This window comes from Pseudomonas sp. BIGb0278, assembly GCF_024809895.1.
GTDB classification, from domain to species: domain Bacteria; phylum Pseudomonadota; class Gammaproteobacteria; order Pseudomonadales; family Pseudomonadaceae; genus Aquipseudomonas; species Aquipseudomonas shirazensis.
In genome coordinates, this window is the sequence record NZ_JANUEL010000009.1 from 17,499 (window position 1) to 44,434 (window position 26,936).

The window sequence follows — 26,936 nt, forward strand, 5'->3', positions numbered from 1 at the left end:
CTCCTTGCGCGTGGTGAATCAGTCGAATGGCCCGGCAGCGACAAACGCGCCACCCTGATACACCATCGCCGGGTCGTCGGCGGCTGGCGCTGGTTGCGCTTCGACCTTGGCGCGGAACACCTCGGAGGAGTCCTTCGGCTGGTAGCCCAGGTGCGCGGCATGGCGGTTGTCCCACCACACGTCACGGTTGGCCGAGGCGCCGTAGACCACGGTGTGGCCGACTTTCTCGGTGAACAGGCCGCGCTCGATCAGTTGGGTCAGGTCGTCATAGCTCAGCCAGGTGCTGAGCATCCGCCGGTTCTGCGGCTCGGGGAACGACGAGCCGATGCGGATGCTGACGGTCTCGATGCCGTAGCGATCGAAATAGAAGCTGGCAACGTCCTCGCCGTAGCACTTGGACAACCCGTAGTAGCCGTCCGGGCGGCGCAGAGCGTGGGCGTCGATCTGCTGGTCCTGCTGGTAGAAGCCAATGGTGTGGTTGGAGCTGGCGAAGATGATCCGCTTGACCCCATGCTTGCGCGCCGCCTCGTAGAGGTGGAACACGCCGCAGATATTTGGGCCGAGGATTTCTTCGAAAGGCCGCTCGACCGAAACACCGCCAAAGTGGCAGATGGCGTCGACGCCTTCGACCAACTGGTGCACGGCGGCCTTGTCGGCAAGGTCGCATTCGACGATTTCTTCCTGTGCACTGGTGGCAGGTGCCATGGGTGCAATGTCGGAGAGGCGCAGTACTTCGGCGTAGCCCTTGAGGCGCTCGCGAAGCACTTGGCCGAGGCCGCCTGCGGCTCCGGTGAGCAGCAGGCGCTTGAACGGTGTGATAGTCATGGCAAGCTCGTTTGTTTTGAGTTGTTGTAGGTTGTCGTATGACTGTGCTGGATTATCGGTAGTGATTCGCAAGGTTGTCAATGCTTGCCGTGTCTGTTTTTGTCACTGCCACAGGCTCCCAGCGACCCCTGTGGGAGCGGGTTCACCCGCGAAGAGGCCAGCACTGACACCCCATAAACCGCTGTTACAGCAGAGACAACGGATAGTTGAAGATCAACCGGTTCTCGTCGAACTCGTTGCTGCTGAAGTCGCGGCGAATGGTCGAGTTGCGCCACTTGATGCTCAAGTCCTTGAACGTACCGCTCTGGATCACATAGGCCAGCTCCGACTCACGCACCCACTCCTTGCCATCGGTAACCGCTCCACTGTGCACCTCGCGGCCACTGATGTAGCGGTTCATCAGGGTCAGCCCAGGGACGCCGACAGTGGTGAAGTTGAAGTCATGCCGCGCCTGCCACGAACGCTCGTTGGCGTTATCGAAGCTGGCGTTGTAGCTATCGTTGGCCAGGGTGCCGCCACTGGTGCCGTTGACCCGCATCCAGGTATCGCCGCTGACCTTCTGCAGGCCGACATAGAAGGTGTTGCCGCCGACCTTGGCCGAGAACATCCCTGAGTAGGTCTTGTTGTCCAGCTCGCCCGCGCGCTTGGCGCCGTCGTCTTCACCCTGGAAGTAACCGAGGTTGGCGCCCAGAGTCCAGCTGCCGATCGGCTGGCTGTGGCTGACCTGCAGGTATTGCTGCTGATAGACGTCCTTGAGTACCGCGTTCCACAGCCCGAACAAGGTGCGGTCCTGGTTGAACTTGTACTCACCACCAACGAAGTTGAAGCGGTCCGAGGCAGCGCCGCCGTAGATCATGTCGTCCATGCTCGCGTCGTTACGCGGGCTGTTGCCCCGGAACTGACCGCCGTACAGGGTTAGCCCGGCGATCTCGTTGGACGTCACCTGACCGCCGCGGAACGTCTGCGGCAGCGAACGACCGTCGTCCGAGCGCAGGATCGGCAGCACCGGCATCCACTCGCCGATCTTCAACTCAGTCTTGGAGATCCGCGCCTTGCCCGCCACTGCAAGGCGGCCATAGTCATCTGCCGGCCGGCCATCATCATGCCGCGGCAGCAGCCCGGTGCCGTAGGTACCGCCACCGCCATCGAGCTTGACCGACCACATCCCCAGCACATCCACACCAAAGCCAATCGGCCCCTCGGTGAAGCCCGAGCGCGCATCGAGGATAAAGCTCTGGGTCCATTCCTCGGCCTTGCTCTGCGGGTTGGCCGGGTCGACGAAGTTGCGGTTGATGTAGAAGTTGCGCAGGCCCAGCGTGGCCTTGGCGTCCTCCATGAAACCTGCGGCAAAGCTCACCTGCGGCAATGCACCGAGGGCGGTTGCGCTGAACAGCGCGAGGGGAAGATGTTGGCGGATTTTCATTATTGTTGTGCTCCCTGAGGGTAAAGCTTTCCGTATGCCAGGCGCGTGCAAGCGGCCAGCGGCAGTGGCGGGGGTAGGCGAGGCCGGTCAGGCCAAACGGTTTCGAGCCTGCGCGCGAAGGCTAGCTGCCGCGGGCAGTGCTGGGCTGAAGAGGACGGCGAAGGCGAACAGCGTGGAGGAGGGCTGAGATCGTCATAGGGGCTTCACTGAATTGTTGTTTTTGTTGTGTGTTGTCGTACGACTTTGCGGATTATTAACGGCGGGGAAAAAGCTTGTCAATGGGGTGTTAGGCGGGATTCAGCGGCGGGGTAGGGGATGATGCGCGCCCGAGGGCTCTGGTGCGGGGTGTTTGGGGTTGCTACAGACATCGTATGACAGATTAAGCAAAGGGGCCGCAAAGCGGCCCCAATAATCCAGCTGACAGCCCGTTTCAGGGCTTCACCAAGATCAATCCCAGCTCAACGCCCCACCAGTCTGATACTCAATCACACGCGTCTCAAAGAAGTTCTTCTCTTTCTTCAAGTCCATGATCTCGCTCATCCACGGGAACGGGTTGGTGGTGCCTGGGTACTCTTCCTTCAAGCCGATCTGAGTCAAACGACGGTTGGCGATGAACTTGAGGTAGTCCTCCATCATCGCTGCGTTCATGCCCAGCACGCCGCGCGGCATGGTGTCGCGAGCGTATTCGATCTCCAGCTGGGTCCCTTGCAGGATCATCTGGGTGGCTTCTTCCTTCATCGCCGCATCCCACAGGTGCGGGTTCTCGATCTTGATCTGGTTGATCACGTCGATACCGAAGTTCAGGTGCATCGACTCGTCACGCAGGATGTACTGGAACTGCTCGGCAACGCCGGTCATCTTGTTGCGACGGCCCATCGACAGGATCTGGGTGAAGCCGCAGTAGAAGAAGATGCCTTCCAGCACGCAGTAGTAGGCGATCAGGTTGCGCAGCAGTTCTTTGTCGGTCTCTGGGGTGCCGGTGTTGAATTCCGGGTCGGAGATGGCGCGAGTGTACTTCAAGCCCCAGGCAGCCTTCTTCGCGACCGACGGGATCTCGTGGTACATGTTGAAGATCTCGCCTTCATCCATGCCCAGCGACTCGATGCAGTACTGGTAGGCGTGGGTGTGGATCGCCTCTTCGAAGGCCTGGCGCAGGATGTACTGGCGGCACTCGGGGTTGGTGATCAGGCGGTACACGGCCAGGGCCAGGTTGTTGGCAACCAGCGAGTCGGCAGTGGAGAAGAAGCCGAGGTTGCGCATGACGATGCGGCGCTCGTCATCGGTCAGGCCATTCTGATCCTTCCAGAGCGCGATGTCGGCGGTCATGTTGACCTCTTGCGGCATCCAGTGGTTGGCGCAGCCGTCGAGGTATTTCTGCCAAGCCCAGTCGTACTTGAAGGGCACCAGCTGGTTGAGGTCAGCACGGCAGTTGATCATGCGTTTTTCGTCAACCGCGACGCGGGCCGAGGACCCTTCGAGTTCGGCAAGGCCTTCTGCGATGTCGAGGTCATTCAGGGCTGCCTTGGCACGCTTGACCGCATCTGAGTCGGTCGCGGTAATACCTCGTGCTTCTAGCGCAGCAGCACCACCGGCACTGTCGAGTTTGTCGATACCCGGCTGGCTGGCTTGAGTGCTACTTGGGCCTTTGGTGGTGACTTCGGCTTCGTCCTTGTCGAATTCGTCCCAGCTCAGCATGGTTGTGTAGCTCCGCTTGTGGGCCGCCCCAAGGCGACCATTGGATTTTAAGATGATGTGATACTGCTTGAGACCGCGCGGACAATGCCCCGGCTCGGAAGATTTCCCGCACGATCTCGAATTCTGGGTTGCGTGTTCAACGAGCGTGAGGCTCAGGAACGATTTGCTGGATTGGCGCACCTGCTGCCGCAGACGTGGGGCAGCAGTGCCATTCTTCGAAAGCAGTGATCATGTTGAGACGCTTTTTGAGGGGCAGCATTGTAACGGAAAACCGCGATTCGGTGGGCTTCATGTCGTGTCTCCAACCTCTTTTTCTAACAGAGATTCGGTAACCTTCGATGGCTCAACGAGCACTGCATGCAGGTTGAAAATCGCCTATATGGTGTTGATTGCTATTATGAGGCACACGATATAGTTTCACGGCGCTTGGAACAAGCACCTAATGCCTGCTCGTTGAGCTAGATCAAGCTGATCACCGCATAATCATTGAACGGGGTTGGTCTTCAGTTTTTAACGAACAGACGGATGGTCGATTTGGGTGACTGCTTAAGGGAGGCGAGTGGAGGCAGGTCGAGGACAGAGCTAGGGTAGCTCAGGCGAGGCGGGGGTTGAATCGGGAGGTAATGGACAATCTTCGTGCAGAAGCCGGAGGTGGTCGACCACCCCCGGCTCGTTCCGCTTTATTTCGATTTCTTCACGGTCTCAACCACGTGAGTCTTGGGGTTCTGACGAGCCTTTTCGACTGTGGTAAAGCGACCATTATCCGCATCGCGACCAATTTTCTGGCCGCCAGAAGATGACTTCTTGGACATGGTTTTTTCTCCTGCCTGATCAGCATCACTTGACACTAGTCCTAACAGGCACGAAGATTCGCGCTCGAAATAGATCTGTAGGATCTAGCCTCCCTTTGAACGATGCTTTTGTTCATGGGAGATTCAAGCCCGACACAGTTACAGCTGTGTTGGGCTTTTTATTGCCTGAAAAATGCATCTTGTTACTCGAAAGGGCTGGGGAAGCAAAAAGGCCTTCCCCAGTCTTCCGTTATTTTATTGGCAAGCTTCGCAATCCGGCTCGTCGATCGCGCAGGCCTTCGGCACAGGTGCTGGACCTGCGGCCTGGACCGGGGCGCTGTCGCCGCCGCTGGAAACGGCGTTGAGCTTGCCGGTGTTGATGGTCGACTTCTCGGTGCTGGTCGCGGCCAGGGCACGGAGGTAGTAGGTGGTTTTCAGGCCACGGTACCAAGCCATGCGGTAGGTCACGTCGAGCTTTTTGCCCGAAGCGCCGGCGATGTAAAGGTTCAGCGACTGCGCCTGGTCGATCCACTTCTGGCGACGGCTGGCGGCATCGACGATCCACTTGGTGTCGACTTCGAACGCGGTGGCGTAGAGGTCTTTCAGCTCTTGCGGGATACGCTCGATCTGCTGCACCGAACCATCGTAGTACTTCAGGTCGTTGATCATGACCGAGTCCCACAGGCCGCGGGCCTTGAGGTCGCGCACCAGGTACGGGTTGATCACGGTGAACTCGCCGGACAGGTTCGATTTCACGTACAGGTTCTGGTAGGTCGGCTCGATCGACTGCGATACGCCAGTGATGTTGGCGATGGTCGCGGTTGGCGCGATGGCCATGATGTTCGAGTTACGAATACCTTTTTGTACGCGAGCACGTACCGGTGCCCAGTCGAGGCTCTCGTTGAGGTCGACGTCGATGTACTTCTGGCCACGGGCTTCGATCAGGATCTGTTGCGAGTCCAGTGGCAGGATGCCTTTGGACCACAGCGAACCCTGGAAGGTCTCGTAGGCGCCGCGCTCGTCAGCCAGGTCACACGAGGCCTGGATGGCGAAGTAGCTGACCGCTTCCATCGACTTGTCGGCGAACTCGACGGCAGCGTCGGAGCCGTAGGCGATGTGCTGCAGGTACAGTGCGTCCTGGAAGCCCATGATGCCCAGGCCGACCGGACGGTGCTTGAGGTTCGAGTTACGTGCCTGCGGTACCGAGTAGTAGTTGATGTCGATCACGTTATCGAGCATGCGCACGGCAGTGTTGACGGTGCGTTGCAGCTTGGCGGTATCGAGCTTGCCGTCAACGATGTGGTTCGGCAGGTTGATCGAGCCCAGGTTGCAGACTGCGATCTCGTCCTTGTTGGTGTTCAAGGTGATCTCGGTGCACAGGTTCGAGCTGTGGACCACGCCGACGTGTTGCTGCGGCGAGCGCAGGTTGCATGGGTCCTTGAAGGTCAACCATGGGTGGCCGGTCTCGAACAGCATCGACAGCATCTTGCGCCACAGGTCTTTGGCCTGAATGGTCTTGAATACCTTGATCTTGTTGTACTCGGTCATGGCTTCGTAGTACTCGTAACGCTCTTCGAAGGCCTTGCCGGTCAAATCGTGCAGATCAGGTACTTCGTTCGGCGAGAACAGAGTCCACTGGCCGTCGTCGAAGACACGCTTCATGAACAGGTCAGGGATCCAGTTGGCGGTGTTCATGTCGTGGGTACGACGACGATCATCACCGGTGTTCTTGCGCAGTTCGATGAATTCTTCGATGTCCAGGTGCCAGGTTTCCAGGTAGGCGCAGACCGCGCCCTTGCGCTTGCCGCCCTGGTTGACCGCAACGGCGGTGTCGTTGACCACTTTGAGGAACGGCACGACGCCCTGGGATTTGCCGTTGGTGCCCTTGATGTACGAGCCCAGCGCGCGCACTGGCGTCCAGTCGTTGCCCAGGCCGCCGGCAAATTTCGACAGCATGGCGTTGTCGTGGATCGCGTGGTAGATGCCCGAGAGGTCATCCGGCACGGTGGTCAGGTAGCAGCTCGACAGCTGTGGACGCAGGGTACCGGCGTTGAACAGAGTCGGGGTCGAGGCCATGTAGTCGAACGACGACAACAGGTTGTAGAACTCGATCGCACGGGCTTCCTTGTCTTTCTCTTCCAGCGCCAGGCCCATGGCAACGCGCATGAAGAACACCTGCGGCAGCTCGAAGCGCACGCCATCCTTGTGGATGAAGTAGCGGTCGTACAGGGTCTGCAGGCCGAGGTAGGTGAACTGCTGGTCGCGCTCGTGGTTGATCGCCTGGCCCAGACGCTCGAGGTCGAAGTCGGCCAGGGCCGGGTTCAGCAGCTCGAACTCGATGCCTTTGGCAACGTAGGCAGGCAGGGCCTTGGCGTACAGCTCGGCCATCTCGTGGTGGGTGGCGCTGTCGGCTACGTTGAGGAAGCTCAGGCCTTCGGCACGCAGGGTGTCCATCAGCAGGCGGGCGGTGACGAACGAGTAGTTCGGCTCACGCTCGACCAGAGTACGGGCGGTCATCACCAGGGCGGTGTTGACGTCCTTCAGGGCAACGCCGTCGTACAGGTTCTTCAGGGTTTCGCGCTGGATCAGCTCGCCGTCGACTTCAGCCAGGCCTTCGCAGGCTTCGCTGATGATGGTGTTGAGGCGGGCCATGTCCAGCGGCGCCTTGCTGCCGTCGGCCAGGCTGATGCGGATCGACGGGTGCGGCTCGACCACGGCATCGTTGTTGGCGCGGGTAGCACGCTCTTTGGCGCGCTGGTCGCGGTAGATCACGTAGTCACGAGCCACTTTTTGCTCGCCGGCGCGCATCAGGGCCAGTTCGACCTGGTCCTGGATTTCTTCGATGTGGATGGTGCCACCCGACGGCATGCGACGCTTGAAGGTTGCGGTGACCTGCTCGGTCAGGCGCGCAACGGTGTCGTGGATGCGCGACGAAGCGGCGGCAGTGCCGCCCTCAACTGCAAGGAACGCCTTGGTGATGGCCACGGTGATCTTGTCGTCAGTGTAGGCGACGACAGTGCCGTTACGCTTGATCACACGCAGTTGGCCAGGCGCAGTGGCAGCCAGATCCTGGTTCGAATCAGCGGCCTGCGGCGCTTGGGCCTGCGGGTTCTCGCGAGTTGTGTCGGTTTGCATCGGTGGGTGTCTCCACAGTTTCAATAGTGTTCGGGCGTGTCATCCACGCCCACCGTTCCATCCGCCAGTTGGCTTGCCCGAGCGGGGAGCCCACGCGCACGTGGATCCGCCAGCTCGGGCGTGCCGACTTCGGGACAGACTCAGGAATAAGGGGCAATAGCTTGCCGCTCCCTGGCCGAAGTCAAAGGTTCTGCGTTACAACGCAAAATCTGTTGCTGTAGGGGTCGCCAGGCTGTGCCTGCAACACCCGTACCCGAACAAGCCCTGTGCAAGGCTTGCCTCGGTCTGCCTGCGCAGGAGCGCTTTGGCTGCTTGTATTGCCATAAGTTCAGGTCGAAAAAACGCTTGAATTTCGCCGCTGACTTGTGTTCTCGATTTCGGCCCAACCCCAACATCTAGTGGTTCGCCGCGATGGGGATACAAGATAATGCGGTCTGAGGGTGTTTGCAAGGCGACCGCCTGTGGATAACGTGTGTACAGATTGTGTGTGATTCGTGGGTATCGGCTGTAGGCCTTGTCCTCACGGCTTTTCACTTTTTTTCCGCACCGTAATGACCCGTTGCAGAATGTTACTGCTGTGCGGCGCATCACGCTAATTCGTCCTGGCCTGTCTCGGACCAGCGGTCCCGACAGAGCCGATTGGCAGGCGCAGATGTGCGACGTAGTATCCGCGAACAAGGCTACATTCAGGTGACCAGCGGCAGCCCATCCATAACAACAGAGGCCAGGCATGGACCAACCCAGCAACCGCATCCTCATCGTCGAGGACGATCAGCGTCTCGCCGAACTGACCGCCGAGTACCTGCAGGCCAATGGCTTCGAGGTTGCGGTCGAGGCAGACGGCGCGCGCGCGGTGCGGCGCATTCTCGACAGCCAGCCGGACCTGGTGGTGCTGGACCTGATGCTGCCCGGTGAAGACGGCCTGAGCATCTGTCGGCGGGTACGTGGCCAGTACCAAGGCGTGATTCTCATGCTGACTGCGCGCAGCGATGAGCTCGATCAGGTTCAGGGCCTTGACCTGGGCGCCGACGACTATGTCTGCAAGCCGGTGCGGCCGCGGCTGCTGCTGGCGCGTATCAATGCCTTGCTGCGGCGCAGCGACAGCCCCGACAGCAAAGTGCAGGCGCTGCGCTTTGGCCCGCTGCAGATCAACAATAGCTTGCGCGAGGCCTGGCTCGATGAGCAGCCGATCGACCTCACCGGCGCCGAATTCGACCTGCTCTGGCTGTTGGCCAGCCATGCCGGCCGGGTGCTGTCGCGCGAGCAGATATTTACCGCCCTGCGCGGCGTCGGCTACGACGGCCAGGACCGTTCGATTGATGTGCGTATCTCCAGGATTCGCCCCAAGATCGGTGACGATCCCATTCATCCGCGGCTGATCAAGACCTTGCGCAGCAAGGGCTATCTGTTCGTGGCTGAGGCGGCGCCGGCCTGATGAAGTCGATTTTCCTGCGTATTTATGGCGGCATGCTGGCGGTATTGGTGCTGGTGGCGGTGCTCGGCGTGGTCAGCCTGCACCTGGTCAACCTGGTGCGCGCCGAGCAGCACCGCGAGCGCCTGGCGCAAGGCACGTTCAGCCTGATGGCGGACAACCTCGCGCCGCAGAACCCGGTCGAGCGCCAGCGCTCGCTGTTGATGTGGGAGCGCCTGCTCGGCGTGCCGCTGGATGTCCGGCCAATGGCCGCGCTGACCCTCGACGGCGGCCAGCGCGCGCGGCTCTACCGCGACCTGGTGGTGGTCGACAAGACCGGCCCGCATGCCGCACGGGTATTGCGCCGGATCGGTCGCGAAGACCAGCTGCTGGTGGCCGAGGTCAAGCAGATTAGCGAGCAGCTGGCGCGGGCCACGGTGTACCTGCTGGCTGATGAGCTGGTGCGTTATCCGGTCAGCGAACAGCCGCAGCGCCTGGCGCAACTGCGCCAGAGCAAAGGCTTCGGTTTCGATATCGGCCTGCAACGGTTGGAGCGGGCGGCACTGGATGACGACCAGCGCCACCGGGTCGAGGAGGGCGATACGGTGATGGCGCTGGGCAAGGACGGTGATTCGGTGCGGGTGTTCTCCGGCGTGCCCGGCTCACCCTGGGTACTGGAAATCGGCCCGCTGTACCAGCTCAATCCCTACCCGCCGCAATTGCTGATTCTGATCGCGTTTCTCGGTTTGTGCCTGATCGGCCTGGTGGTGTACCTGCTGGTACGTCAGTTGGAGCGGCGCGTGTCCGGCCTGGAAGCGGCCGCCACGCAGATTGCCCAGGGCAGCCTCGATACCCGCGTACCGGCCGGCGGCGCCGATTCGGTGGGGCGTCTGGCGGCGGCATTCAATGGTATGGCCGAGCACTTGCAGCGCTCGCTGAACATGCAGCGCGAGCTGGTCCGGGCGGTGTCACACGAGCTGCGCACGCCAGTGGCACGGCTGCGCTTTGGCCTGGAGATGCTCGAAACCGCCAGCACCGATCAGGCGCGGGCCAAGCACCTGGCGGGGATGGACGGCGATATCCAGGACCTCGACAAGCTAGTCGACGAAATGCTCACCTACGCGCGTCTCGAACAAGGCGCGCCGGCCTTGCAGTTTCAGGCCGTCGACCTGGATGCCTTGCTGGCGCGGGTCATCACCGAGCTGGCGCCGCTGCGCCCGCAGATAAATGTGCTGCGTGGCCTGTGCCAGGGCGCCGATGAGGACGGCGCCTGGGTCGAAGCCGAGCCACGCTATCTGCACCGTGCGCTGCAGAACCTGGTCGCCAACGCCATGCGCCACGCCGAGGGCGAAGTGCGCGTTAGCTATCACCTTGGTCAGCAGCGCTGCCGCATCGATGTCGAGGATGACGGCCCGGGCGTGCCGGAAAGCGTCTGGGAGCGCATCTTTACCCCATTCACCCGGCTGGACGACAGCCGCACCCGGGCCTCGGGTGGGCACGGGCTGGGCTTGTCGATCGTGCGTCGAATCATCTATTGGCACGGCGGGCGGGCGGTGGTTGCGCGCAGTGAAGGCTTGGGTGGGGCGTGCTTCAGCCTGAGCTGGCCGCGCCAGCAGGAAGCTGAAGACTAGACGCTGACCAGGCTCAACAGCTGCCCGTGGTTGACGCAGAATTGGCCATTCAGCTCGGCGCCGTGGCGCCATTCAGGCGACAGGTCAGTCAGCAAGCGCAGCCGCGCCAGGCCGTCTGCAGACCACTCCAGCAGCTCTGCATGCTCGAAGTAAAAGCGCTGCAGGGTCAGTGGATAGAGCGTCTTGAACAGGCTTTCCTTGAGCGAAAAGGTCAGCGTCACGCTAAGTGCCAGCTGGCTGCGGTCGAGCCGTTGCAGCTCGGCTGGGGTGAGGATCTCTTCGGCGAGGCGTTCGGCGCGGGCTTCATCCAGCAGTGTTTCCTGATCCAGGCCGATGCCTCGGCAGCTGGCAGCATCGGCCACCACGGCGGCGGCCCAGCCTTTGCCGTGGGTGATCGAGCCGCGGATACCTGCCGGCCAGATCGGTGAGCGGTCGGCATGGGTCGCGGGCACATAGTCACGACCGTCCAGTTGCTGCAGAGCGGCGCGCGCGCAGACTCGGCCGGCCAGGTACTCGGCCTGGCGCTTGGCTACGGAGCGCTGGAGGCTGGCGCTGGGCTCGATGCCCGCGCGCTGGAAGTCGTCGGCAGCAAGCCTGGACGGGTCGAACGCACAACTGACCAGCACCGCGCCAGGGATCGGGCGCGGTAGTGGCCAGTGGTGTTGCAAGGGGGCGCAGCAGGTCGGCAGTCGGTTCATGGCGCTATTGTGCCAGAGCTGGCCATTGCCAGCGCAGCGGTCACTTGAACAGCTTGTCCAGAAACGCCTGCATGTCTGCCCATGAGCTTTTGTCGGCCGCTTGGTCATAGCCGATATCAGGCCCGCCATGCTCGCCATGACTGAGACGGTCGGCATCGGGGTTGCTGAAACCATGCTTGGCGCCGGCGATGCTGACAAACTGATAGTCGGCCTTGGCCTTGTCCATCTCTTCCTTGAAGGCCGCGACCTGCTCCGGGGTGACCATGCTGTCTGCCGCGCCGTGCTCGACCAGCACCTTGGCCTTGACGCTGCCGGGGCTGGCCGGAGTCTGCGTGACCAAGGCGCCGTGGAAACTCACCACACCGGCCAGCTCCTCGCCACGCCGGGCCGCGTCGAGCACGACCTTGCCGCCAAAGCAGTAGCCAATCGCAGCGAGCTTGTCGGGGTCGGTTTTTGGTTGAATCTTTAGCAGCTCAAGGCCCGCATCGAAGCGCTTGGCAGCTGCTTCCGGGTTCTCCAGCGCCGCCTTCATGAACGCCATCGCATCGGCCGGGTGCTCTGTGTGCTTGCCATCGCCATACATGTCGATCGCCAGCGCGCTGTAACCCAGCGCTGCCAGGTCACGGGCGCGGCGCTTGGCATAGTCATTGAGCCCCCACCACTCGTGCACGACCACGACGCCCGGCCGTTTGCCGTCGATAGCATCGTCATAGGCGTAATAGCCAACCAGGCGCTTGCCGTCGTCATCCTGATAATCGATCTGGCGGGTCTGTACCGCCGCTTGAGTAAGGCTGGCGCAGCTCAACAAAGCCAGGGCAAACAGATAACGCATGGTCGCAACTCCTTTAGGCGAGGGAAGCGCAGGCTGTTCAGCGGCGGTTCAGGCAGGGTTCAGCCGCGGTTCAGGGCGCCTTGCTTACTCTAGCTTCCAGACCGAAACAGCGCATCCAACTGGAGTAAGAACCCATGAAAACAGTCAATACCCTGCTTGCAGCAATGGCCGTATGTGCCGCCGGCTTCAGCGTTCAGGCCAACGCCGACGACACCTTCGCCAGCCTGACCTACGGCCAGACCAGCGACAAAGTGCGCAAGTCCGGGCTGCTCTCGCGCAGCACCGACAACCTCAACACCGATGGCGTGATCGCCAAGGACGGCACCTGGGGTGTGCGTCTGGGCAAGATGAACAACGAAGGTCGCTACTACATGACCTATGACAACGTCTCCGGTGACCACAGCGGGCTCAAGCTGCGCCAGGAAAACCTGCTTGGTAGCTACGACCTGTTCCTGCCCGTGGGAGACACCACCAAACTATTTGGCGGCGCCAGCCTGGGCGTGACCAAGCTGACCCAGGAATCCTCCGGTTACAGCCGCGACACCAATTACGGCTACGCTGCAGGCCTGCAAGCCGGCGTTATCCAGGAAGTCACCGACAACGCCTCGGTCGAACTGGGCTACCGCTACCTGCGCACCAACGCCAGCACCGAACTGGTCGAACACGGCGGGCCGAAAATCGGCAGCATGAGCCTGACCAGCAGCGCCCAGACCTACCTCTCGGCAAACTACAAGTTCTAAGGCGTGCTGGTACTCTGTATCGGCGTTTGCAACGCACAAGGCTGCTGGCTCGCCAGCGGCCTTGCGCCGTGCCTGCGCCAGAGAGGCAAGACAGCGTCGTGATGGTTATAAGGAGAAAGGCATGAAACTGCTGGTGGTCGAGGACGAGGCGCTGCTGCGCCATCATCTGCACACACGCCTGAGCGAAACCGGCCATGTGGTCCAGGCGGTCGGCAACGGCGAAGAAGCCCTGTACCAGGCAGAGGAGTTCGCCTTTGACCTCGCCATCATTGACCTCGGCCTGCCGGGCATGAGCGGCCTGGACTTGATCCGCCAGCTGCGCAGCCAGGGCAAGAGCTTCCCGATCCTGATTCTCACCGCACGGGGCAACTGGCAGGACAAGGTCGAGGGCCTGGCGGCCGGCGCCGACGATTATGTGGTCAAGCCGTTCCAGTTCGAGGAGCTTGAAGCGCGCCTGAATGCCTTGCTGCGCCGTTCCAGCGGCTTCACCCAGTCGACCATTGCCGCCGGGCCACTGGTGCTCGACCTCAATCGCAAGCAAGCCAGCCTCGACGATCAGCCGCTGGCGCTGACCGCGTATGAATACCGCATCCTTGAATATCTCATGCGTCATCACCAGCAGGTGGTGGCGAAAGACCGCCTGATGGAACAGCTGTACCCAGGCGATGAAGAGCGCGACCCGAATGTCATCGAAGTGCTGGTCGGCCGGCTGCGCCGCAAGCTCGAGGGCGAGCACGGCTTCAAACCGATCGATACCGTGCGCGGCCTGGGCTACCTGTTCACCGAGCGCTGCCGATGATCCGTTCGCTGCGCGTGCGCCTGATGCTGGCGGCGGCGCTGCTGGCGCTGTTGTTCATGCTGGCGCTGCTACCGGCCCTGCAGAAGGCCTTCAGCCTGGCCCTGCAGGAGTCGATCGAACAGCGCCTGGCATCCGATGCGACCACGCTGATCTCCGCCGCGCGTATCGAGCAGGGCCGCCTGCAGATGCCTGATCAGCTCCCGGATGAGCGCTACAACCTGCCTTACACCGGGTTGATCGGCTACATCTTCGACCGCGACGGCAAGCTGGTCTGGCGTTCGCGGGCTACCGCCGACCGCGACATCAACTACCAGCCGCGTTATGACGGCCGCGGCAACGAGTTTGCCCGCATTCGCCAGGACAACGGTGAAGAGTTCTTCGTCTACGACGTGGAAGTAAAACTGCTCGGCGGCAAGAGTGCCGCCTACAGCATCGTTGCCCTGCAACCGGTACGCGAGTATCAGGACACCCTCGAGGGCCTGCAGGAAAAACTCTACCTGGGCTTCGGCGCTGCCTTGCTGGCCTTGCTGGTGCTGCTTTGGGCCGGCTTGACCTGGGGGCTGCGCTCGCTGCGTCGGCTGAGTGTGGAGCTGGACCAGGTCGAGAGCGGTGCTCGCCAGGGCTTGAGCGGCGAACATCCGCGCGAGTTGTTGCGCCTGACCGGCTCGCTCAACCGCCTGCTGCACAGTGAGCGCGAACAGCGTCAGCGCTATCGTGACTCGCTGGACGATCTAGCGCACAGCCTGAAAACGCCGCTGGCGGTGCTCCAGGGCGTGGGCGAAAGCATGGGCCACGGCAGTGGCGAGCGCGAGCAGGCGCGAGTGCTGCAGAGCCAGATCGAGCGCATGAGCCAGCAGATCGACTACCAGTTGCAGCGCGCCAGCCTGCGCAAGAGCGGACTGGTTCGCGACCGTGTCCAGCTCGCGCCGCTGCTCGACAGCCTGTGCAATACCTTGGCCAAGGTCTACCGCGACAAGCACGTGGCGATCACCCTGGTCGTCCCTGCGCAGGCGGAAATACCCATGGAGCAGGGCGCCGCGCTGGAGCTACTGGGCAACCTGCTGGAGAACGCCTACCGGCTATGTTTGGGTCAGGTGCGGGTGAGCTTGAGCGAAACCCCGGACAGCCTGCTCCTGTGCATCGAAGACGATGGCCCGGGCGTGCCGACCGATCAGCGCGAGCGCATCCTCCAGCGCGGCGAGCGGCTGGACCGCCAGCACCCGGGGCAGGGCATCGGCCTGGCCGTGGTCAAGGACATCATCGACAGCTACGACGCCCACCTGAGCTTGGACGATTCGCCGCTGGGCGGTGCTGCCTTCAGGATTGTGTTCACGCGCGGCTGACCCCGCGCCCGGGCGGATTCCCGCCAACCCGCCCGTTCATTTCCCGCCAACGGGCGGAAATCCGCCAGCTCAGGCCCACGTGGTTGCCCTGTCCTTGGGCATGCCACCCCCTCTAGATCAGGCTTTGCACCTCATTCGAGCACTTTGGCATCGCCCTTGCTATTCACTTGGCAGAGGCCTGCAAAGGCAGCTCGAACACAACGACAAATCCCTCCGGGTGCAGGAGGGTTAGCGCTTTAGGTGCCCCCGCCCTGGGAAGGGTGGAAACCGGCACACTCGAGGAAATAAGCCATGACGACTCGTCAGCCGCTGTACAAATCGCTGTATATCCAGGTGTTGGTTGCCATCACCATCGGTATTCTGCTCGGTCACTTCTACCCTGAAACCGGCGTTGCGCTCAAACCCCTGGGTGACGGCTTCGTCAAACTGATCAAAATGGTCATCGCCCCGATCATCTTCTGTACCGTCGTCAGCGGTATCGCTGGCATGCAGAGCATGAAATCGGTCGGCAAGACCGGCGGCTACGCGCTGTTGTACTTTGAAATTGTCTCGACCATCGCGCTGATCATCGGCCTGGTTGTCGTCAACGTGGTCAAGCCAGGCGCTGGCATGCACATTGACGTCAACACCTTGAACGCCAGCAGTGTCGCTGCCTATGCCGCCGCCGGCGCGCAGCAGACCACTATCGGCTTCCTGCTCAACATCATCCCGAACACCGTGGTCGGTGCCTTCGCCAACGGCGACATCCTCCAGGTGCTGATGTTCTCGGTGATCTTCGGCTTCGCCCTGCACCGTCTGGGCAGCTACGGCCGGCCATTGTTGGACATGATCGATCGCTTCGCTCACGTCATGTTCAACATCATCAACATGATCATGAAGCTGGCTCCGATCGGTGCCTTCGGTGCCATGGCCTTCACCATCGGCCAGTACGGCGTCGGCTCGCTGGTGCAGCTGGGCTACCTGATGGCCTGCTTCTACATCACCTGCCTGGCGTTCATCCTGATCGTCCTCGGTGGTATCTGCCGCGCGCATGGCTTCAGCGTACTCAAGCTGATCCGCTACATCCGTGAAGAGCTGATGATCGTACTTGGCACCTCGTCCTCGGAATCGGCCCTGCCACGCATGCTGGCCAAGATGGAGCGTCTGGGCGCGAAGAAGTCGGTAGTAGGTCTGGTAATCCCGACTGGCTACTCGTTCAACCTTGACGGTACTTCGATCTACCTGACCATGGCTGCCGTGTTCATCGCCCAGGCGACTGACACGCAGATGGACATCAGCCACCAGATCACCTTGCTGCTGGTGCTGCTGGTTGCCTCCAAAGGTGCTGCTGGCGTCACCGGTTCGGGCTTCATCGTCCTCGCCGCGACCTTGTCTGCTGTCGGCCACCTGCCGGTCGCCGGCCTGGCGCTGATCCTTGGTATCGACCGCTTCATGTCCGAAGCCCGCGCCCTGACCAACCTGATTGGTAACGGCGTAGCGACCATCGTGGTTGCCAAGTGGGTCAAGGAGCTGGACGAAGACAAGCTGCACGCTGAACTGGCTTCGGGCGGCTCGCCGCTGACCGACACTCGTCCAACCGACGACCTCGGTGTAGCTGAGGGCCCAGCGCGCTCGTAACGCGCTCTTCAGTAGTCAGAAACCAGTAGTCAGAAACAAACGTGGGGCCGCATATGCGGCCCCATGTTCGTCCAGATCCCGCAAAACCCTTCCGGCTTCACTCCACCCGCGTCTGCCCGCTATACGCCAGCACCTGCCGACAGCGCTTGCACAGATACCGCCGCCCTTGGCGCACCAGCTTGTGCCGCACCGCCGTAAAGGCAAAGTCACTCTCCGGGCACGGGCACTGATAGATATAGCGCGTCGCCGTACGCCGTTGCACCGCATAGTTGTGGCAGCGATTGGGCGGCAGCTCGTAGACCCCGCGCATGATCAACTGCCACTCTTCGCCATGGGCCTGGATACTGTCGCCGAACAACTGATGCGCGACCAGATGCGCCACTTCATGGGCCACAGTCTGGCGCAGAAAATCCTCGTGGTTTTCCCGGTACAACTGCAGATTGAAGCGCAGCAGGTTTTCATGCAGATGGGCAACGCCGGCCTTCTGGCCGCGCAGCTTGAAGCTCACCTGTGGGCGGATGAAGCTCCGTTTGAAGAACGCTTCGGCTTGCTGATAGCAGGCTTCAACGCGGGATTCGAGCAACTCGGGCATGGCGATCTAGGTTCTCCTCAGCCGCGCATTATGCCGCAACCCCCCAGAGGCTGCCGAGCCATCGGTCAGCACACAGTCAAAGGCCGCCTTGCGGCGGCCGGTGACTTGATGCCCCAGTGTTGGTTTGGATCTAGTTGGTATACACAGGCCCCACGCCCAGGCCCCAGATGACCACCGTGGCCGCCATGATCGCCACCAGCACCACCAGGCCTACCGCCAGCACGGAGCTTGAGAACAGAAAGCCTTCATCCGCCGGAATGTTCATGAAGGTCGGCAAGCCCACATACAGCAGGAACACCGTGTAACTGATGGCCGCCGTGCCGATCACCATGCCCAGCCACAGGTGTGGGTAAAGCGCCGCCAGCCCGGCGACGAACAATGGTGTAGCGGTGTAGGTGGCAAACGCGATGCAGCGTGCCATCGATGGCGTGGCGTCATAGGTGCGCGCCATCCAGTGGATGAAAGCGCCCATTACCGCGACCCCGATCAGCATCGCCAGGTACGACATCACGCTCATCCAGAACGCGCTTTCAACGGTCAGCATGACCGCCGGTCGGTCACCGATCACCCAGCCGACCTGGGTGGTGCCGATAAACGCTGAAACGACGGGGATGGCCGCCAGAATCAGGGTATGGGTCAAGTACATGTGGCTGATCGATTCTTCCTCGCCACGAATCTCCTGCCACTCTTGGTCGGGATGGGTAAACAGCCCAAGAACGTGATGGATCATACCGGTCACTCCTATGGTCGTTGCCTGACGCACCCCAGATGGAGCACATGCGGCCCGCGGCCAGGCACCGAAGCAAGCGGTAATATGGCCTTAAGTCGCAGTATAGGAAGCACATCCCTGCGCAATAGGCGCTTTTTAGAGCAAATCGCGCTGTCGCCGCAGTTGTTGATTCCGTTGCAGTCTTTGGTCGGCCTGGCGCGGTTAATTGTCGCGAAAGCCTTCGCCCGCGCCGGCTTTATGCGTAAAATACTCGGCTTTTGTCACACCTCGCGGATTCCAAGCGCTATGGGCACCCTCTCGGTCAACCAGAACAAACTGCAAAAACGCCTGCGTCGTCTCGCCGGCGAAGCCATCACCGACTACAACATGATCGAAGATGGCGACAAGGTCATGGTCTGCCTGTCCGGCGGCAAGGACAGCTACACCATGCTCGATGTTCTGCTGCACCTGCAGAAGGTGGCGCCGATCCAGTTCGAGATCGTCGCGGTGAACATGGACCAGAAGCAGCCAGGCTTCCCCGAGCATGTTCTGCCGGCCTACCTGAAGACCCTGGGCGTCGAGTACCACATCGTCGAGAAAGACACCTATTCGGTGGTCAAGGAACTGATCCCGGAAGGCAAGACCACCTGCTCGCTGTGCTCGCGCCTGCGCCGCGGCACGCTGTACACCTTTGCCGATGAAATCGGCGCGACCAAGATGGCTCTTGGTCACCACCGCGACGACATGGTCGAAACCTTCTTCCTGAACATGTTCTTCAACGGCTCGCTCAAGGGCATGCCGCCCAAGTTGCGTGCCGATGATGGCCGCAACGTAGTGATCCGGCCGCTGGCCTACTGCAGCGAGAAGGACATCCAGGCCTACTCGGACATGCGCGAATTCCCGATCATCCCGTGCAACCTGTGTGGCTCGCAGGAAAACCTGCAACGTCAGGTGGTCAAGGAAATGCTCATCGACTGGGAGCGCAAGCACCCAGGCCGCACCGAGAGCATCTTCCGCGCGATGCAGAACGTGGCGCCGTCACAACTGGCCGACCGCAACCTGTTCGATTTCACCAGCCTGAAAATCGATGAAACCGCGGCGCCGCGCTTCCTCGATGTGGTGAACATCTGACCCATGCGCGATTATCAGTGGCTGCATGAGTTCTGCCTGAATCGCTTCGGCTCGGCCAAGGCCCTCGAGGCGTTCCTGCCGCAACCGCGCACCCCGGCGCAGTTGCGTGACATCAGCGACGACCGCTACCTGTCGACGCTGGCGCTGCGGGTATTTCGCGCAGGCCTCAAGCACAGCCTGGTAGATGCCAAGTGGCCGGCCTTCGAGCAGGTGTTCTTTGGCTTCGAGCCGGAAAAGGTGGTGCTGATGGGCGCCGAGCACCTTGAGCGGCTGATGCAGGACACGCGCATCATCCGCCACTTGGGCAAGCTCAAAAGCGTGCCACGCAACGCGCAGATGATCCTCGACATCGAAAAACAGCACGGCAGCTTTGCCAGCTTTATCGCCGACTGGCCGGTGACCGATATCGTCGGCCTGTGGAAGTACCTGGCCAAGCATGGCAATCAGCTCGGCGGGCTGTCGGCACCGCGCTTTCTGCGTATGGTCGGCAAGGATACCTTTATCCCCACCGACGACATGTCAGCCGCGCTGATCGCCCAAGGCGTGATCGACAAGGCGCCGACCAGCCAGCGTGATCGTGCGTTGGTGCAGGAGGTGTTCAATCAGTGGCATGCCGAAAGCGGCCGGCCACTTTGTCAGCTCTCGGTGATGCTGGCGCACACCGTCAACCATTGAGCCAGTCGTTACACGGTCCCTGTAGGAGCGGCCTTGCCGGGGCGCCGGACCGGTCGCGAAAGGGCTGCGTAGCGGCCCCGGGATTTGTGCTGCACCGCAAAATCGCCGGGCGCGCTGCGCACGCCTTTCGCGACCGGTCCGGCGCCCCGGCAAGGCCGCTCCTACAAAAAGCAGATCAGCATTCGCCGACAAGGCGCCTTTCATGCTGAAACTTCCAGCGCACGTATAGCAGTGCGCTGACGAACAGGCCCAGGCTCACCAGGGTTTCCATCCAGCCAAACAGCGCCCGCGCTGGGTCGAACGCCGCCAGCACGCCTTTGATGAAGTAGATATTGACCACGAAGCAGGTCCACGCATGGGCCCGTGCGCTGCCCATCAGCATGCCTGGCAGCACCAGCAGCAGCGGGATCAATTCGACCGCAAGGATCACCTCGACCCGCGCCCCATGCAGGTTGGCAAACCACAGGTTATTGACCAGCAGCAGGGCGATCAGGCCGACCAGGCAAGCCAGGCTCAGCGCGCGGGTAAGGCGCAGCCGCGGTGCCAGCCAGGCCAGCGCTGGCAGTGGCTTGGCACGCTTAGCCACGCGCGCCACCCAAAGCCTTGGCCGTGCTCGCCAGGCGTTGCCCGAGTGCTCGGCACAGGGCTATTTCGTGGCTGTCCAGCTCGCGCTTGCCGTCGGCGCCGGCATGATGACTGGCGCCGTACGGGGTACCACCACCGCGGGTTTCCAGCAGTGCCGACTCACTGTAGGGCAGGCCGGTGATGAGCATGCCGTGGTGCAGCAGCGGCAGCATCATCGACAGCAGGGTAGTTTCCTGACCGCCGTGCAGGCTGGCGGTGGAAGTGAACACTCCAGCCGGCTTGCCGACCAGTTCACCACCCAGCCACAGGCTGCTGGTGCCGTCGAGGAAGTACTTCAGCGGCGCCGCCATGTTGCCGAAGCGGGTCGGGCTGCCGAGGGCAATCCCGGCGCAGTGGCGCAGGTCATCCAGGCTGGCGTACAGCGCACCGCTGGCAGGGATATCGGGGGCGACTGCTTCGCACTCGGTGGAAATCGCCGGCACGGTCCGCAGGCGCGCTTCCAGGCCAGCCATCTCGACGCCGCGGGCAATGTGCCGGGCCATCTCGCTGGTGGAGCCGTGCCGGCTGTAATACAGCACCAGGATATAGGGCTCGCTCACGGCAGGATCTCCAGCACTTTTTCCGGTGGGCGGCCAATCACAGCCTTGTCACCGGCCACAAGAATCGGCCGTTCGATCAGTTTGGGATGGGCAACCATTGCCGCGATCAGCTGTGCTTCGGTCAATGCCGGATTGGCCAGCTCAAGGGCTTTGTATTCGTCTTCACCGCTGCGCAGCAGTTGCCGCGCGCTGATGCCGAGCTTGCCCAGCAGCGCCGTCAGGGTAGCGGCATCCGGTGGCGTCTCCAGGTAGCGCACGATGTGTGGAGCAAGGCCGCGTGCTTCGAGCAGCTCGAGGGCGCCGCGGGATTTCGAGCAGCGCGGGTTATGATAGAGAGTCAGATCAGTCATGACGGGTCGCATCCAGCTGGGTGTGGCGGCTATTCTAACCGCTGCGGCTGAATTACAGGTTTGAAATACTTCGAGAAGGATTGACCCATGGCAAAGCGTTTGGCGGCGGCACTGGCCATCACTGCAAGCCTGTTGCTCGGCGGTTGCGGTGCTGATTATGGCGTGGACCAGCACGGCAATACGGTAAAGGCCGAGCAGATCGAGGGGCAGTGGCTGGTGCTCAATTACTGGGCAGAGTGGTGTGGCCCATGCCGTACCGAAATCCCCGAACTGAATGCCGCCGCCAAGCAGTGGCAGGCTGATGGCATCAAAGTGATCGGGGTCAATTACGACGGGTTGCAGGGCGACGATCTCAAGCAAGCCTCGCAAACCCTGGGCATCGACTTCACCGTGCTCGCCCAGGACCCGGCCGAGCGCTACGAGCTGCCGCGCAGCGAAGCCTTGCCGGTGACCTACATCATCGACGACAAGGGCAAGGTGCGTGAACAGCTGCTCGGCGAGCAGACCCTGGATGGGCTGCAGGCCAAGATCAAGGCACTCAAAGGCGGTGCCTGACGATCAGGCGGGACCGCCAGCGCGGTCCCGCCCAAGCCAGCACACTCAGCTTTCTTCAGGCCAGAAGCGCAGCGGCTTGCCTTCAGCCGGCCAGAAACGGATCTGCTCGATTGCCGACACATCCCAGCGCTGCACCGTCTCCAGCGCCTGCAGGAAGCGCTGCTCCTGTTCCATCAGCGCGGGCGCGCAGAGCTTGCGGGTCTTGCCGACCTTGCCGAAGCTGAGCTCGTCACCCTTGAGGGTGTACGGCGCAAACCAGTGGTTGCAGCCGGCATTGCCATAAGCGCGGCCGTCTTCACCCAAGGTCAGGGTCAGGTTGCTGTAATCCATCAGCGGGCGCTCACCGATCCACTCCAGCACATAGCCTTGGTCCTGGCGCAGCGCTGACGGCTGCGAGGCGCAGCCCAGCAAGCTGCCGGCGATCAACAGCGCGCTCAGCAGGTTTTTCACTGGGCGCTCTCCTGGCAGCGTGGGCACACATGCTTGTCGCCCTTGCTGGCCCAGCCCAATGCCGCTACGCGCTCGCTGGCGGCTGGCTTGTGGCCTTTGCTGCCGAGCTTGGCGTCCACGGCGAATTCGAAGTCGAGCACGGCTTCACAGCTGTCGCACTTGATCTGCCAGTTGAGAATCGCCAGCTCTTTGAACGCCGGGCCGCTGGCCACGGCAACCCACTGGCCGCTCGGGTTGATCAGGTGGCGCACGCTTTCGACGGTCAGGCGCATGCTCAGGTCTTTGCTGCCCTTGAGCGTCACCAGCAGGACATCGTCCTTCTGGATCGAACCACCGTTACCGGTCACCTGGTAGCGCCCCGGCACCAGCGCGCGGCATTCGATAAGGGTGTGTTGCGGGTTGAATAGGGTGTAGCGGAAATCGTGCTCGACCATGGGTCCTCCAGAAATGCCGCGTATCCTAGCATCAACTTGGGAGCAGATTCTGCGGCTTGCCTGCCGCCCAGCAGATGATGTTGTCCAGGGTGGTTTTGGCGATCGCCTGCAGCGCCTCATGGGTGAGGAAAGCCTGGTGGGCGGTGATGATCACATTGGGGAAGGTCAGCAGCCGCGCCAGTACGTCATCCTGCAGCGGCTGGTCGGAGCGGTCCTCGAAAAACAGCTGGGCTTCTTCTTCGTAGACGTCCAGGCCCAGATAACCCAGCTGGCCACTCTTGAGCGCATCGATCAGGGCCGGAGTGTCGACCAGCGCGCCGCGGCCGGTATTGATCAGCATGGCGCCTGGGTGCAGCGCCGCCAGGCTCTGGGCATTGATCAGGTGCCGGGTGTGCTCGGTCAGCGGGCAGTGCAGGCTGACGATGCGCGCCTGGGCCAGCAGCTCGGGCAACTCCAGATAACGCGCGCCAAGGGCGAGCATGTCCGGGTTGGGGTAGGGGTCATACGCCAGCAACTGGCAGCCGAAGCCGGCCATGATCCGGGCGAAGGCCTGGCCGATCTGGCCGGTGCCGATCACCCCGACGGTCTTGCCGTGCAGGTCGAAGCCGGTCAGGCCATGCAGGGTGAAGTCGCCTTCGCGGGTGCGGTTGTAGGCCCGGTGCAGGCGCCGGTTGAGGGCCATGATCAGCGCTACGGCGTGCTCGGCCACCGCGTGCGGCGAGTAAGCCGGGACCCGCACCACAGCCAGGCCCAGGCGCGCGGCTGCGGCCAGGTCGACATGGTTGTAGCCGGCCGAACGCAGCGCGATCAGACGCGTGCCGCCGGCTGCCAGGCGCTCCAGCACGTCGCTGTGCAGCTCGTCGTTGATGAACGCGCAGACCACCTCGTAGCCATCGGCCAAGGGCGCGGTGTCGACGGTCAGCCGGGCAGACTGATAGTGCAGGTCCAGGTCGCTGTCGCGGCATACCTGGCTGAAGCTTTCCTGATCGTAGTGCTGGCTGCTGAACAAGAGAATGCGCATGGCAGAGGTCCTTTGCGGCTGAGCAGGGCAGTGTAGCCAGCCTGGTGTGGAGCGTATTGACCCAGGCCAGCGTAGCTGGCGCGGGTCACACGCTCAGCTGAGCCTGCTCGGCTAACCGTTCGATAGCCTGGTCGAGTTCATCCAGCGCCTGCATGGCCTGCGGGCTGTCCTGCTTGAGCAGGGTTTCACTGCGCTGGCAGGCCGCACGCAACTGCGGCACGCCGCAGTAGCGCGAGGCGCCATTGAGGCGGTGCACCCGCTCGATCATCGCCTCGCGATCACCTGCCACCCGCGCCACCTGAATGGCTACGCGATCAGCCTCCAGCGAATCGAGCAACATGCGCAGCATGTCTGCTGCCAGATCAGCCTTGCCGGCTGCCAGGCGCAAGCCTTCTTCGGGGTCGAGCACCTTCAGCTCGCTGCTTTCCGGCAACCGCTCCAGCGGCTGCTCCTGCTGCGGTGGGGCCAGGTTGAGGCCGGTCCATTTCATCACCACCTGGGCCAGTTGGCGCTCGCTGATCGGCTTGGTCAGGTAGTCATCCATGCCGCTGTGCAGCAGGGCACGTTTTTCGTTGGCCATGGCATGCGCGGTAAGGGCGACGATGGGCAGCGGGTTGCCGGTCTGGCCGCTTTCCCACTGGCGGATCTGCTCGGTGCAAGCACGGCCGTCCATGCCCGGCATCTGCACGTCCATCAGCACCAGATCGAACGCTTCATCCTGCACCGCCTCGACCGCCGCATAGCCGTTGTCGACCGCCAGCACTTCGGCGCCGAGGCCCTCGAGCAGGGTCTGTACCAGCAGCAGGTTGGCTGGGTTGTCGTCGACGCAGAGGATCTTCGGCATGCGCTGGCTGCCCGGCATACGCACTTCGCTCAGTTGCCGGCGCGGCTGGATCAGCTCAAGCAGCAGCCGGCGCAGCTTGCGCGTGCAGGTGGGCTTGGACAGCAACTGGCCGTGCGGGTTGGGCAAGCTGGGATGATACAAGCCCTGCTCGGTGGTCGGGCAGAGCACCACGCACAGGCACTGCAGGCGTTCCAGCTGCTGGTTGTACTGGCCGAGCAGCTCGGGCGAGAGGTTGTTCAGGTTGGCGCCGAACACAGCAAATTCGAACGGTTGCCCGGCCTGATGGGCGGCTTGCACGCCTTGCACCAGTTGCTCGAACGAGGCGAACACGCTGACGCTCAAGCCGCAGTCCTGCAGCTGGTGCTCCAGCGCCTGGCGGGCCAGCTCATGGCCGTCGACGATGGCCGCACGGCGACCCAGCAGCGCTTGTAGCGGCAGTTCCGAGCCATCGTCGTGGGCCCTGGGCAGATTTAGACTGATCCAGAACTGCGAGCCCTCGCCGGGCGCGCTGTCGACGCCGATTTCGCCGCCCATCTGCTCGATCAGGCGCTTGGAGATGACTAGCCCAAGGCCGGTACCGCCGGGCTGGCGCGACAAGGAGTTGTCGGCCTGGCTGAAAGCCTGGAACAGCGTGCGCACGTCCTGCGGGGTAAGGCCGATACCGCTGTCCTGCACGCTGATGCGCAGCTGCACATGGTCACCCTGTTCGTCTTCGAGCATCGCCCGCACGACGATAGTGCCTTCGCGGGTGAACTTGATCGCGTTGCTGACCAGGTTGGTGAGGATCTGCTTCAAGCGCAGCGGGTCACCGACCAGCGACAGCGGCGTATCCCGGTAGACCAGGCTGAGCAGCTCGAGCTGTTTGGCGTGGGCGGCTGGGGCGAGAATGGTCAAGGTGTCCTGGATCAGGTCGCGCAGGTTGAACGGGATGCTGTCGAGCACCAGCTTGCCGGCCTCGATCTTGGAGAAATCGAGGATCTCGTTGATGATCCCCAGCAGGTTGTCGGCAGACTGTTCGATGGTGCCGAGATAATCCAGCTGACGCGGCGCCAGTTCGCTCTTCTGCAGCAGATGGGTAAAGCCGAGGATGCCGTTGAGCGGGGTGCGGATCTCGTGGCTCATGTTGGCGAGGAACTCGGACTTGATCCGGCTGGCCTCGAGGGCTTCCTTGCGTGCCATGTCCAGCTCGATGTTCTGGATTTCGATGGTTTCCAGATTCTGGCGCACGTCTTCGGTGGCCTGGTCGATGCTGTGCTGCAGTTCTTCATGGGCGCTGTGCAGGGTCTCGGCCATGCGGTTGATGCCGGCCGCCAGCTCGTCCAGCTCATGGCTGCCCATGGCCGGCAGGCGCGCTTCGAGGTTGCCGTCCTTGAGCTGAGTGACCGCCTCCTTGATCCGCCTGATCGGGTCGTTGATCGTGCGGCTCATGCGCAGGGCGACCAGTGCGGTCACGGTCAGGCAGGCGAGAATCAGCAGCACGCTGGTGAACAGGTTGCGGTAACCGCGCAGCAGGGTGCCATCATGCGACAGCTCGATTTCCACCCAGCCGAGCAGGCGCTCGGCTTCGGCCGGCACTGCGTCAGCGGCCAGGTCGCGGTGATGGCCGAACACCGGCATCAGGTAGCGGGTGGCGTCATTGCCAGTGCGTTGCAGCAATTGCGTGCCGCTGCCGCCGCTGGGCGGCTGGTTGAGCATGCTCGGCCCGGCATGGGCCAGCTGGGTGCGCTGTGGGGTCAGGAACACCACCGCGCGCACGTCGCTTTGCTCCAGCGCCTGGCCGGCAATCCTTTCCAGCTGGTCAGTGGCATGGCGGGCGAGGGCGGGCGCCGCCAGCGGCGCCAGTTGTTCGGCAATCATCTTGCCGCGCTGGAGCAACTGGGTACGCAGCTCGTTTTGTTGCAGCCAGGTGAAATAGATGCCCAGCACCAGTGCCATCAAGGTAGCCGGCAGCAGCGCCAGCAGCATGACCCGGCTTCTGATTCCCAAACGATCGAGCACACTCGCCTCCTGTGATGTGCCTGATGGCCGTCGCCGAGCGGGACGGAATAGTT

25 protein-coding genes are annotated in these 26,936 nt (G+C 62.3%); 9 read left to right on the forward strand and 16 right to left on the reverse strand.

The window, feature by feature from the left end:
• Positions 1-18 precede the first annotated feature (18 nt).
• The 5 genes from M2396_RS23050 to M2396_RS23070 form a co-directional block, all read right to left on the reverse strand.
• On the reverse strand, positions 19-825 hold the full coding sequence (locus M2396_RS23050; protein ID WP_150570950.1) for an NAD(P)-dependent oxidoreductase: 807 nt from the start codon (positions 823-825) through the stop codon (positions 19-21).
• Positions 826-1,009: 184 nt separating this feature from the next.
• On the reverse strand, positions 1,010-2,248 hold the full coding sequence (locus tag M2396_RS23055; protein WP_409035116.1) for an OprD family porin: 1,239 nt from the start codon (positions 2,246-2,248) through the stop codon (positions 1,010-1,012).
• A 447-nt stretch (positions 2,249-2,695) separates the two neighbouring features.
• Positions 2,696-3,943 carry a ribonucleotide-diphosphate reductase subunit beta gene (locus tag M2396_RS23060; protein WP_259078898.1) on the reverse strand — a complete coding sequence of 416 codons (1,248 nt, stop codon included), beginning with the start codon at positions 3,941-3,943 and terminating at the stop codon, positions 2,696-2,698.
• 680 nt (positions 3,944-4,623) lie between these two features.
• Positions 4,624-4,755 carry a hypothetical protein gene (locus M2396_RS23065; protein WP_259078900.1) on the reverse strand — a complete coding sequence of 44 codons (132 nt, stop codon included), beginning with the start codon at positions 4,753-4,755 and terminating at the stop codon, positions 4,624-4,626.
• A gap of 234 nt (positions 4,756-4,989) precedes the next feature.
• A complete protein-coding gene (locus M2396_RS23070; RefSeq protein WP_101321772.1) occupies positions 4,990-7,869 on the reverse strand; it encodes a ribonucleoside-diphosphate reductase subunit alpha in 2,880 nt (959 codons plus the stop codon).
• Positions 7,870-8,599: 730 nt separating this feature from the next.
• Here M2396_RS23070 and M2396_RS23075 point away from each other — a divergent pair.
• Positions 8,600-9,304, forward strand: a complete 705-nt coding sequence (locus M2396_RS23075; RefSeq protein ID WP_101321771.1) for a response regulator transcription factor — start codon at positions 8,600-8,602, stop codon at positions 9,302-9,304.
• A complete protein-coding gene (locus tag M2396_RS23080; protein ID WP_181089960.1) occupies positions 9,301-10,911 on the forward strand; it encodes an ATP-binding protein in 1,611 nt (536 codons plus the stop codon). The genes M2396_RS23075 and M2396_RS23080 overlap by 4 nt, the downstream gene beginning before the upstream one ends.
• Here the strand turns inward: M2396_RS23080 and M2396_RS23085 are convergent.
• Positions 10,908-11,609, reverse strand: coding sequence for a 4'-phosphopantetheinyl transferase (locus tag M2396_RS23085; RefSeq protein WP_259078902.1), 702 nt, complete (start codon positions 11,607-11,609; stop codon positions 10,908-10,910). The genes M2396_RS23080 and M2396_RS23085 overlap by 4 nt on opposite strands.
• A gap of 40 nt (positions 11,610-11,649) precedes the next feature.
• Positions 11,650-12,441, reverse strand: a complete 792-nt coding sequence (locus tag M2396_RS23090; RefSeq protein WP_101321768.1) for a dienelactone hydrolase family protein — start codon at positions 12,439-12,441, stop codon at positions 11,650-11,652.
• A 134-nt stretch (positions 12,442-12,575) separates the two neighbouring features.
• Between M2396_RS23090 and M2396_RS23095 the strand changes: the two genes are divergently transcribed.
• The 4 genes from M2396_RS23095 to M2396_RS23110 all read left to right on the forward strand — a co-directional run bounded on the left by M2396_RS23095 (position 12,576) and on the right by M2396_RS23110 (position 16,940).
• Positions 12,576-13,181 carry an outer membrane protein gene (locus tag M2396_RS23095; protein WP_101321767.1) on the forward strand — a complete coding sequence of 202 codons (606 nt, stop codon included), beginning with the start codon at positions 12,576-12,578 and terminating at the stop codon, positions 13,179-13,181.
• 121 nt (positions 13,182-13,302) lie between these two features.
• Positions 13,303-13,980: a response regulator gene (locus tag M2396_RS23100; protein WP_101321766.1), complete on the forward strand. Its 678-nt coding sequence runs from the start codon at positions 13,303-13,305 to the stop codon at positions 13,978-13,980.
• On the forward strand, positions 13,977-15,323 hold the full coding sequence (locus M2396_RS23105) for an ATP-binding protein (protein ID WP_220632434.1): 1,347 nt from the start codon (positions 13,977-13,979) through the stop codon (positions 15,321-15,323). The genes M2396_RS23100 and M2396_RS23105 overlap by 4 nt, the downstream gene beginning before the upstream one ends.
• Positions 15,324-15,614: 291 nt before the next feature.
• On the forward strand, positions 15,615-16,940 hold the full coding sequence (locus M2396_RS23110; RefSeq protein WP_101321764.1) for a dicarboxylate/amino acid:cation symporter: 1,326 nt from the start codon (positions 15,615-15,617) through the stop codon (positions 16,938-16,940).
• Positions 16,941-17,037: 97 nt separating this feature from the next.
• On the opposite strand, the gene M2396_RS23115 is transcribed toward M2396_RS23110, so the two are convergent.
• Entirely contained in the window at positions 17,038-17,532 is a 495-nt protein-coding gene (locus tag M2396_RS23115; RefSeq protein WP_150570945.1) for a SprT family zinc-dependent metalloprotease, read from the reverse strand.
• Between the two features lie 130 nt (positions 17,533-17,662).
• Positions 17,663-18,262 carry a Yip1 family protein gene (locus M2396_RS23120; RefSeq protein WP_101321762.1) on the reverse strand — a complete coding sequence of 200 codons (600 nt, stop codon included), beginning with the start codon at positions 18,260-18,262 and terminating at the stop codon, positions 17,663-17,665.
• Between the two features lie 285 nt (positions 18,263-18,547).
• Between M2396_RS23120 and ttcA the strand changes: the two genes are divergently transcribed.
• Both ttcA and M2396_RS23130 read left to right on the forward strand, forming a co-directional pair.
• Positions 18,548-19,372, forward strand: a complete 825-nt coding sequence (ttcA, locus tag M2396_RS23125) for a tRNA 2-thiocytidine(32) synthetase TtcA (protein ID WP_101321761.1) — start codon at positions 18,548-18,550, stop codon at positions 19,370-19,372.
• A 3-nt stretch (positions 19,373-19,375) separates the two neighbouring features.
• Entirely contained in the window at positions 19,376-20,047 is a 672-nt protein-coding gene (locus M2396_RS23130; RefSeq protein WP_101321760.1) for a DNA-3-methyladenine glycosylase I, read from the forward strand.
• Between the two features lie 175 nt (positions 20,048-20,222).
• Here M2396_RS23130 and M2396_RS23135 read toward each other — a convergent pair whose 3' ends face one another.
• Genes M2396_RS23135 through arsC form a run of 3 tightly spaced genes read right to left on the reverse strand, consistent with a single transcriptional unit; the run spans position 20,223 to position 21,581 of the window.
• On the reverse strand, positions 20,223-20,633 hold the full coding sequence (locus M2396_RS23135; protein WP_150570944.1) for a DUF2069 domain-containing protein: 411 nt from the start codon (positions 20,631-20,633) through the stop codon (positions 20,223-20,225).
• Positions 20,626-21,231, reverse strand: a complete 606-nt coding sequence (wrbA, locus tag M2396_RS23140; RefSeq protein ID WP_101321759.1) for an NAD(P)H:quinone oxidoreductase — start codon at positions 21,229-21,231, stop codon at positions 20,626-20,628. Before wrbA ends, M2396_RS23135 begins: the two co-directional genes overlap by 8 nt.
• On the reverse strand, positions 21,228-21,581 hold the full coding sequence (arsC, locus tag M2396_RS23145) for an arsenate reductase (glutaredoxin) (protein ID WP_101321758.1): 354 nt from the start codon (positions 21,579-21,581) through the stop codon (positions 21,228-21,230). Before arsC ends, wrbA begins: the two co-directional genes overlap by 4 nt.
• An 87-nt stretch (positions 21,582-21,668) precedes the next feature.
• Here arsC and M2396_RS23150 point away from each other — a divergent pair, with 87 nt between their 5' ends.
• The gene (locus M2396_RS23150; protein ID WP_101321757.1) at positions 21,669-22,136 is read left to right on the forward strand and encodes a TlpA disulfide reductase family protein; all 468 of its coding nucleotides are present in this window, start codon (positions 21,669-21,671) and stop codon (positions 22,134-22,136) included.
• A 45-nt stretch (positions 22,137-22,181) separates the two neighbouring features.
• On the opposite strand, the gene M2396_RS23155 is transcribed toward M2396_RS23150, so the two are convergent.
• From M2396_RS23155 to M2396_RS23170, 4 genes are all read right to left on the reverse strand, one after another.
• Positions 22,182-22,586, reverse strand: coding sequence for an META domain-containing protein (locus M2396_RS23155; RefSeq protein ID WP_101321756.1), 405 nt, complete (start codon positions 22,584-22,586; stop codon positions 22,182-22,184).
• A complete protein-coding gene (locus M2396_RS23160) occupies positions 22,583-23,020 on the reverse strand; it encodes a hypothetical protein (protein ID WP_101321755.1) in 438 nt (145 codons plus the stop codon). The genes M2396_RS23155 and M2396_RS23160 overlap by 4 nt, the downstream gene beginning before the upstream one ends.
• A gap of 31 nt (positions 23,021-23,051) precedes the next feature.
• Positions 23,052-24,041, reverse strand: coding sequence for a 2-hydroxyacid dehydrogenase (locus tag M2396_RS23165; protein ID WP_150570943.1), 990 nt, complete (start codon positions 24,039-24,041; stop codon positions 23,052-23,054).
• 85 nt (positions 24,042-24,126) lie between these two features.
• Positions 24,127-26,883, reverse strand: a complete 2,757-nt coding sequence (locus M2396_RS23170) for a response regulator (RefSeq protein ID WP_259078905.1) — start codon at positions 26,881-26,883, stop codon at positions 24,127-24,129.
• Positions 26,884-26,936 lie beyond the last annotated feature (53 nt).

What these genes read in the sequence shown, in the direction of transcription:
- M2396_RS23050 (WP_150570950.1), bottom strand. Translation starts at nt 825, where the DNA reads ATGACTATCACACCGTTCAAGCGCCTGCTGCTCACCGGAGCCGCAGGC.
- M2396_RS23055 (WP_409035116.1), bottom strand. Translation starts at nt 2,248, where the DNA reads ATGAAAATCCGCCAACATCTTCCCCTCGCGCTGTTCAGCGCAACCGCC.
- M2396_RS23060 (WP_259078898.1), bottom strand. Translation starts at nt 3,943, where the DNA reads ATGCTGAGCTGGGACGAATTCGACAAGGACGAAGCCGAAGTCACCACC.
- M2396_RS23065 (WP_259078900.1), bottom strand. Translation starts at nt 4,755, where the DNA reads ATGTCCAAGAAGTCATCTTCTGGCGGCCAGAAAATTGGTCGCGATGCG.
- M2396_RS23070 (WP_101321772.1), bottom strand. Translation starts at nt 7,869, where the DNA reads ATGCAAACCGACACAACTCGCGAGAACCCGCAGGCCCAAGCGCCGCAG.
- M2396_RS23075 (WP_101321771.1), top strand. Translation starts at nt 8,600, where the DNA reads ATGGACCAACCCAGCAACCGCATCCTCATCGTCGAGGACGATCAGCGT.
- M2396_RS23085 (WP_259078902.1), bottom strand. Translation starts at nt 11,609, where the DNA reads ATGAACCGACTGCCGACCTGCTGCGCCCCCTTGCAACACCACTGGCCA.
- M2396_RS23090 (WP_101321768.1), bottom strand. Translation starts at nt 12,441, where the DNA reads ATGCGTTATCTGTTTGCCCTGGCTTTGTTGAGCTGCGCCAGCCTTACT.
- M2396_RS23095 (WP_101321767.1), top strand. Translation starts at nt 12,576, where the DNA reads ATGAAAACAGTCAATACCCTGCTTGCAGCAATGGCCGTATGTGCCGCC.
- M2396_RS23100 (WP_101321766.1), top strand. Translation starts at nt 13,303, where the DNA reads ATGAAACTGCTGGTGGTCGAGGACGAGGCGCTGCTGCGCCATCATCTG.
- M2396_RS23105 (WP_220632434.1), top strand. Translation starts at nt 13,977, where the DNA reads ATGATCCGTTCGCTGCGCGTGCGCCTGATGCTGGCGGCGGCGCTGCTG.
- M2396_RS23110 (WP_101321764.1), top strand. Translation starts at nt 15,615, where the DNA reads ATGACGACTCGTCAGCCGCTGTACAAATCGCTGTATATCCAGGTGTTG.
- M2396_RS23115 (WP_150570945.1), bottom strand. Translation starts at nt 17,532, where the DNA reads ATGCCCGAGTTGCTCGAATCCCGCGTTGAAGCCTGCTATCAGCAAGCC.
- M2396_RS23120 (WP_101321762.1), bottom strand. Translation starts at nt 18,262, where the DNA reads ATGATCCATCACGTTCTTGGGCTGTTTACCCATCCCGACCAAGAGTGG.
- ttcA (WP_101321761.1), top strand. Translation starts at nt 18,548, where the DNA reads ATGGGCACCCTCTCGGTCAACCAGAACAAACTGCAAAAACGCCTGCGT.
- M2396_RS23130 (WP_101321760.1), top strand. Translation starts at nt 19,376, where the DNA reads ATGCGCGATTATCAGTGGCTGCATGAGTTCTGCCTGAATCGCTTCGGC.
- arsC (WP_101321758.1), bottom strand. Translation starts at nt 21,581, where the DNA reads ATGACTGATCTGACTCTCTATCATAACCCGCGCTGCTCGAAATCCCGC.
- M2396_RS23150 (WP_101321757.1), top strand. Translation starts at nt 21,669, where the DNA reads ATGGCAAAGCGTTTGGCGGCGGCACTGGCCATCACTGCAAGCCTGTTG.
- M2396_RS23160 (WP_101321755.1), bottom strand. Translation starts at nt 23,020, where the DNA reads ATGGTCGAGCACGATTTCCGCTACACCCTATTCAACCCGCAACACACC.
- M2396_RS23165 (WP_150570943.1), bottom strand. Translation starts at nt 24,041, where the DNA reads ATGCGCATTCTCTTGTTCAGCAGCCAGCACTACGATCAGGAAAGCTTC.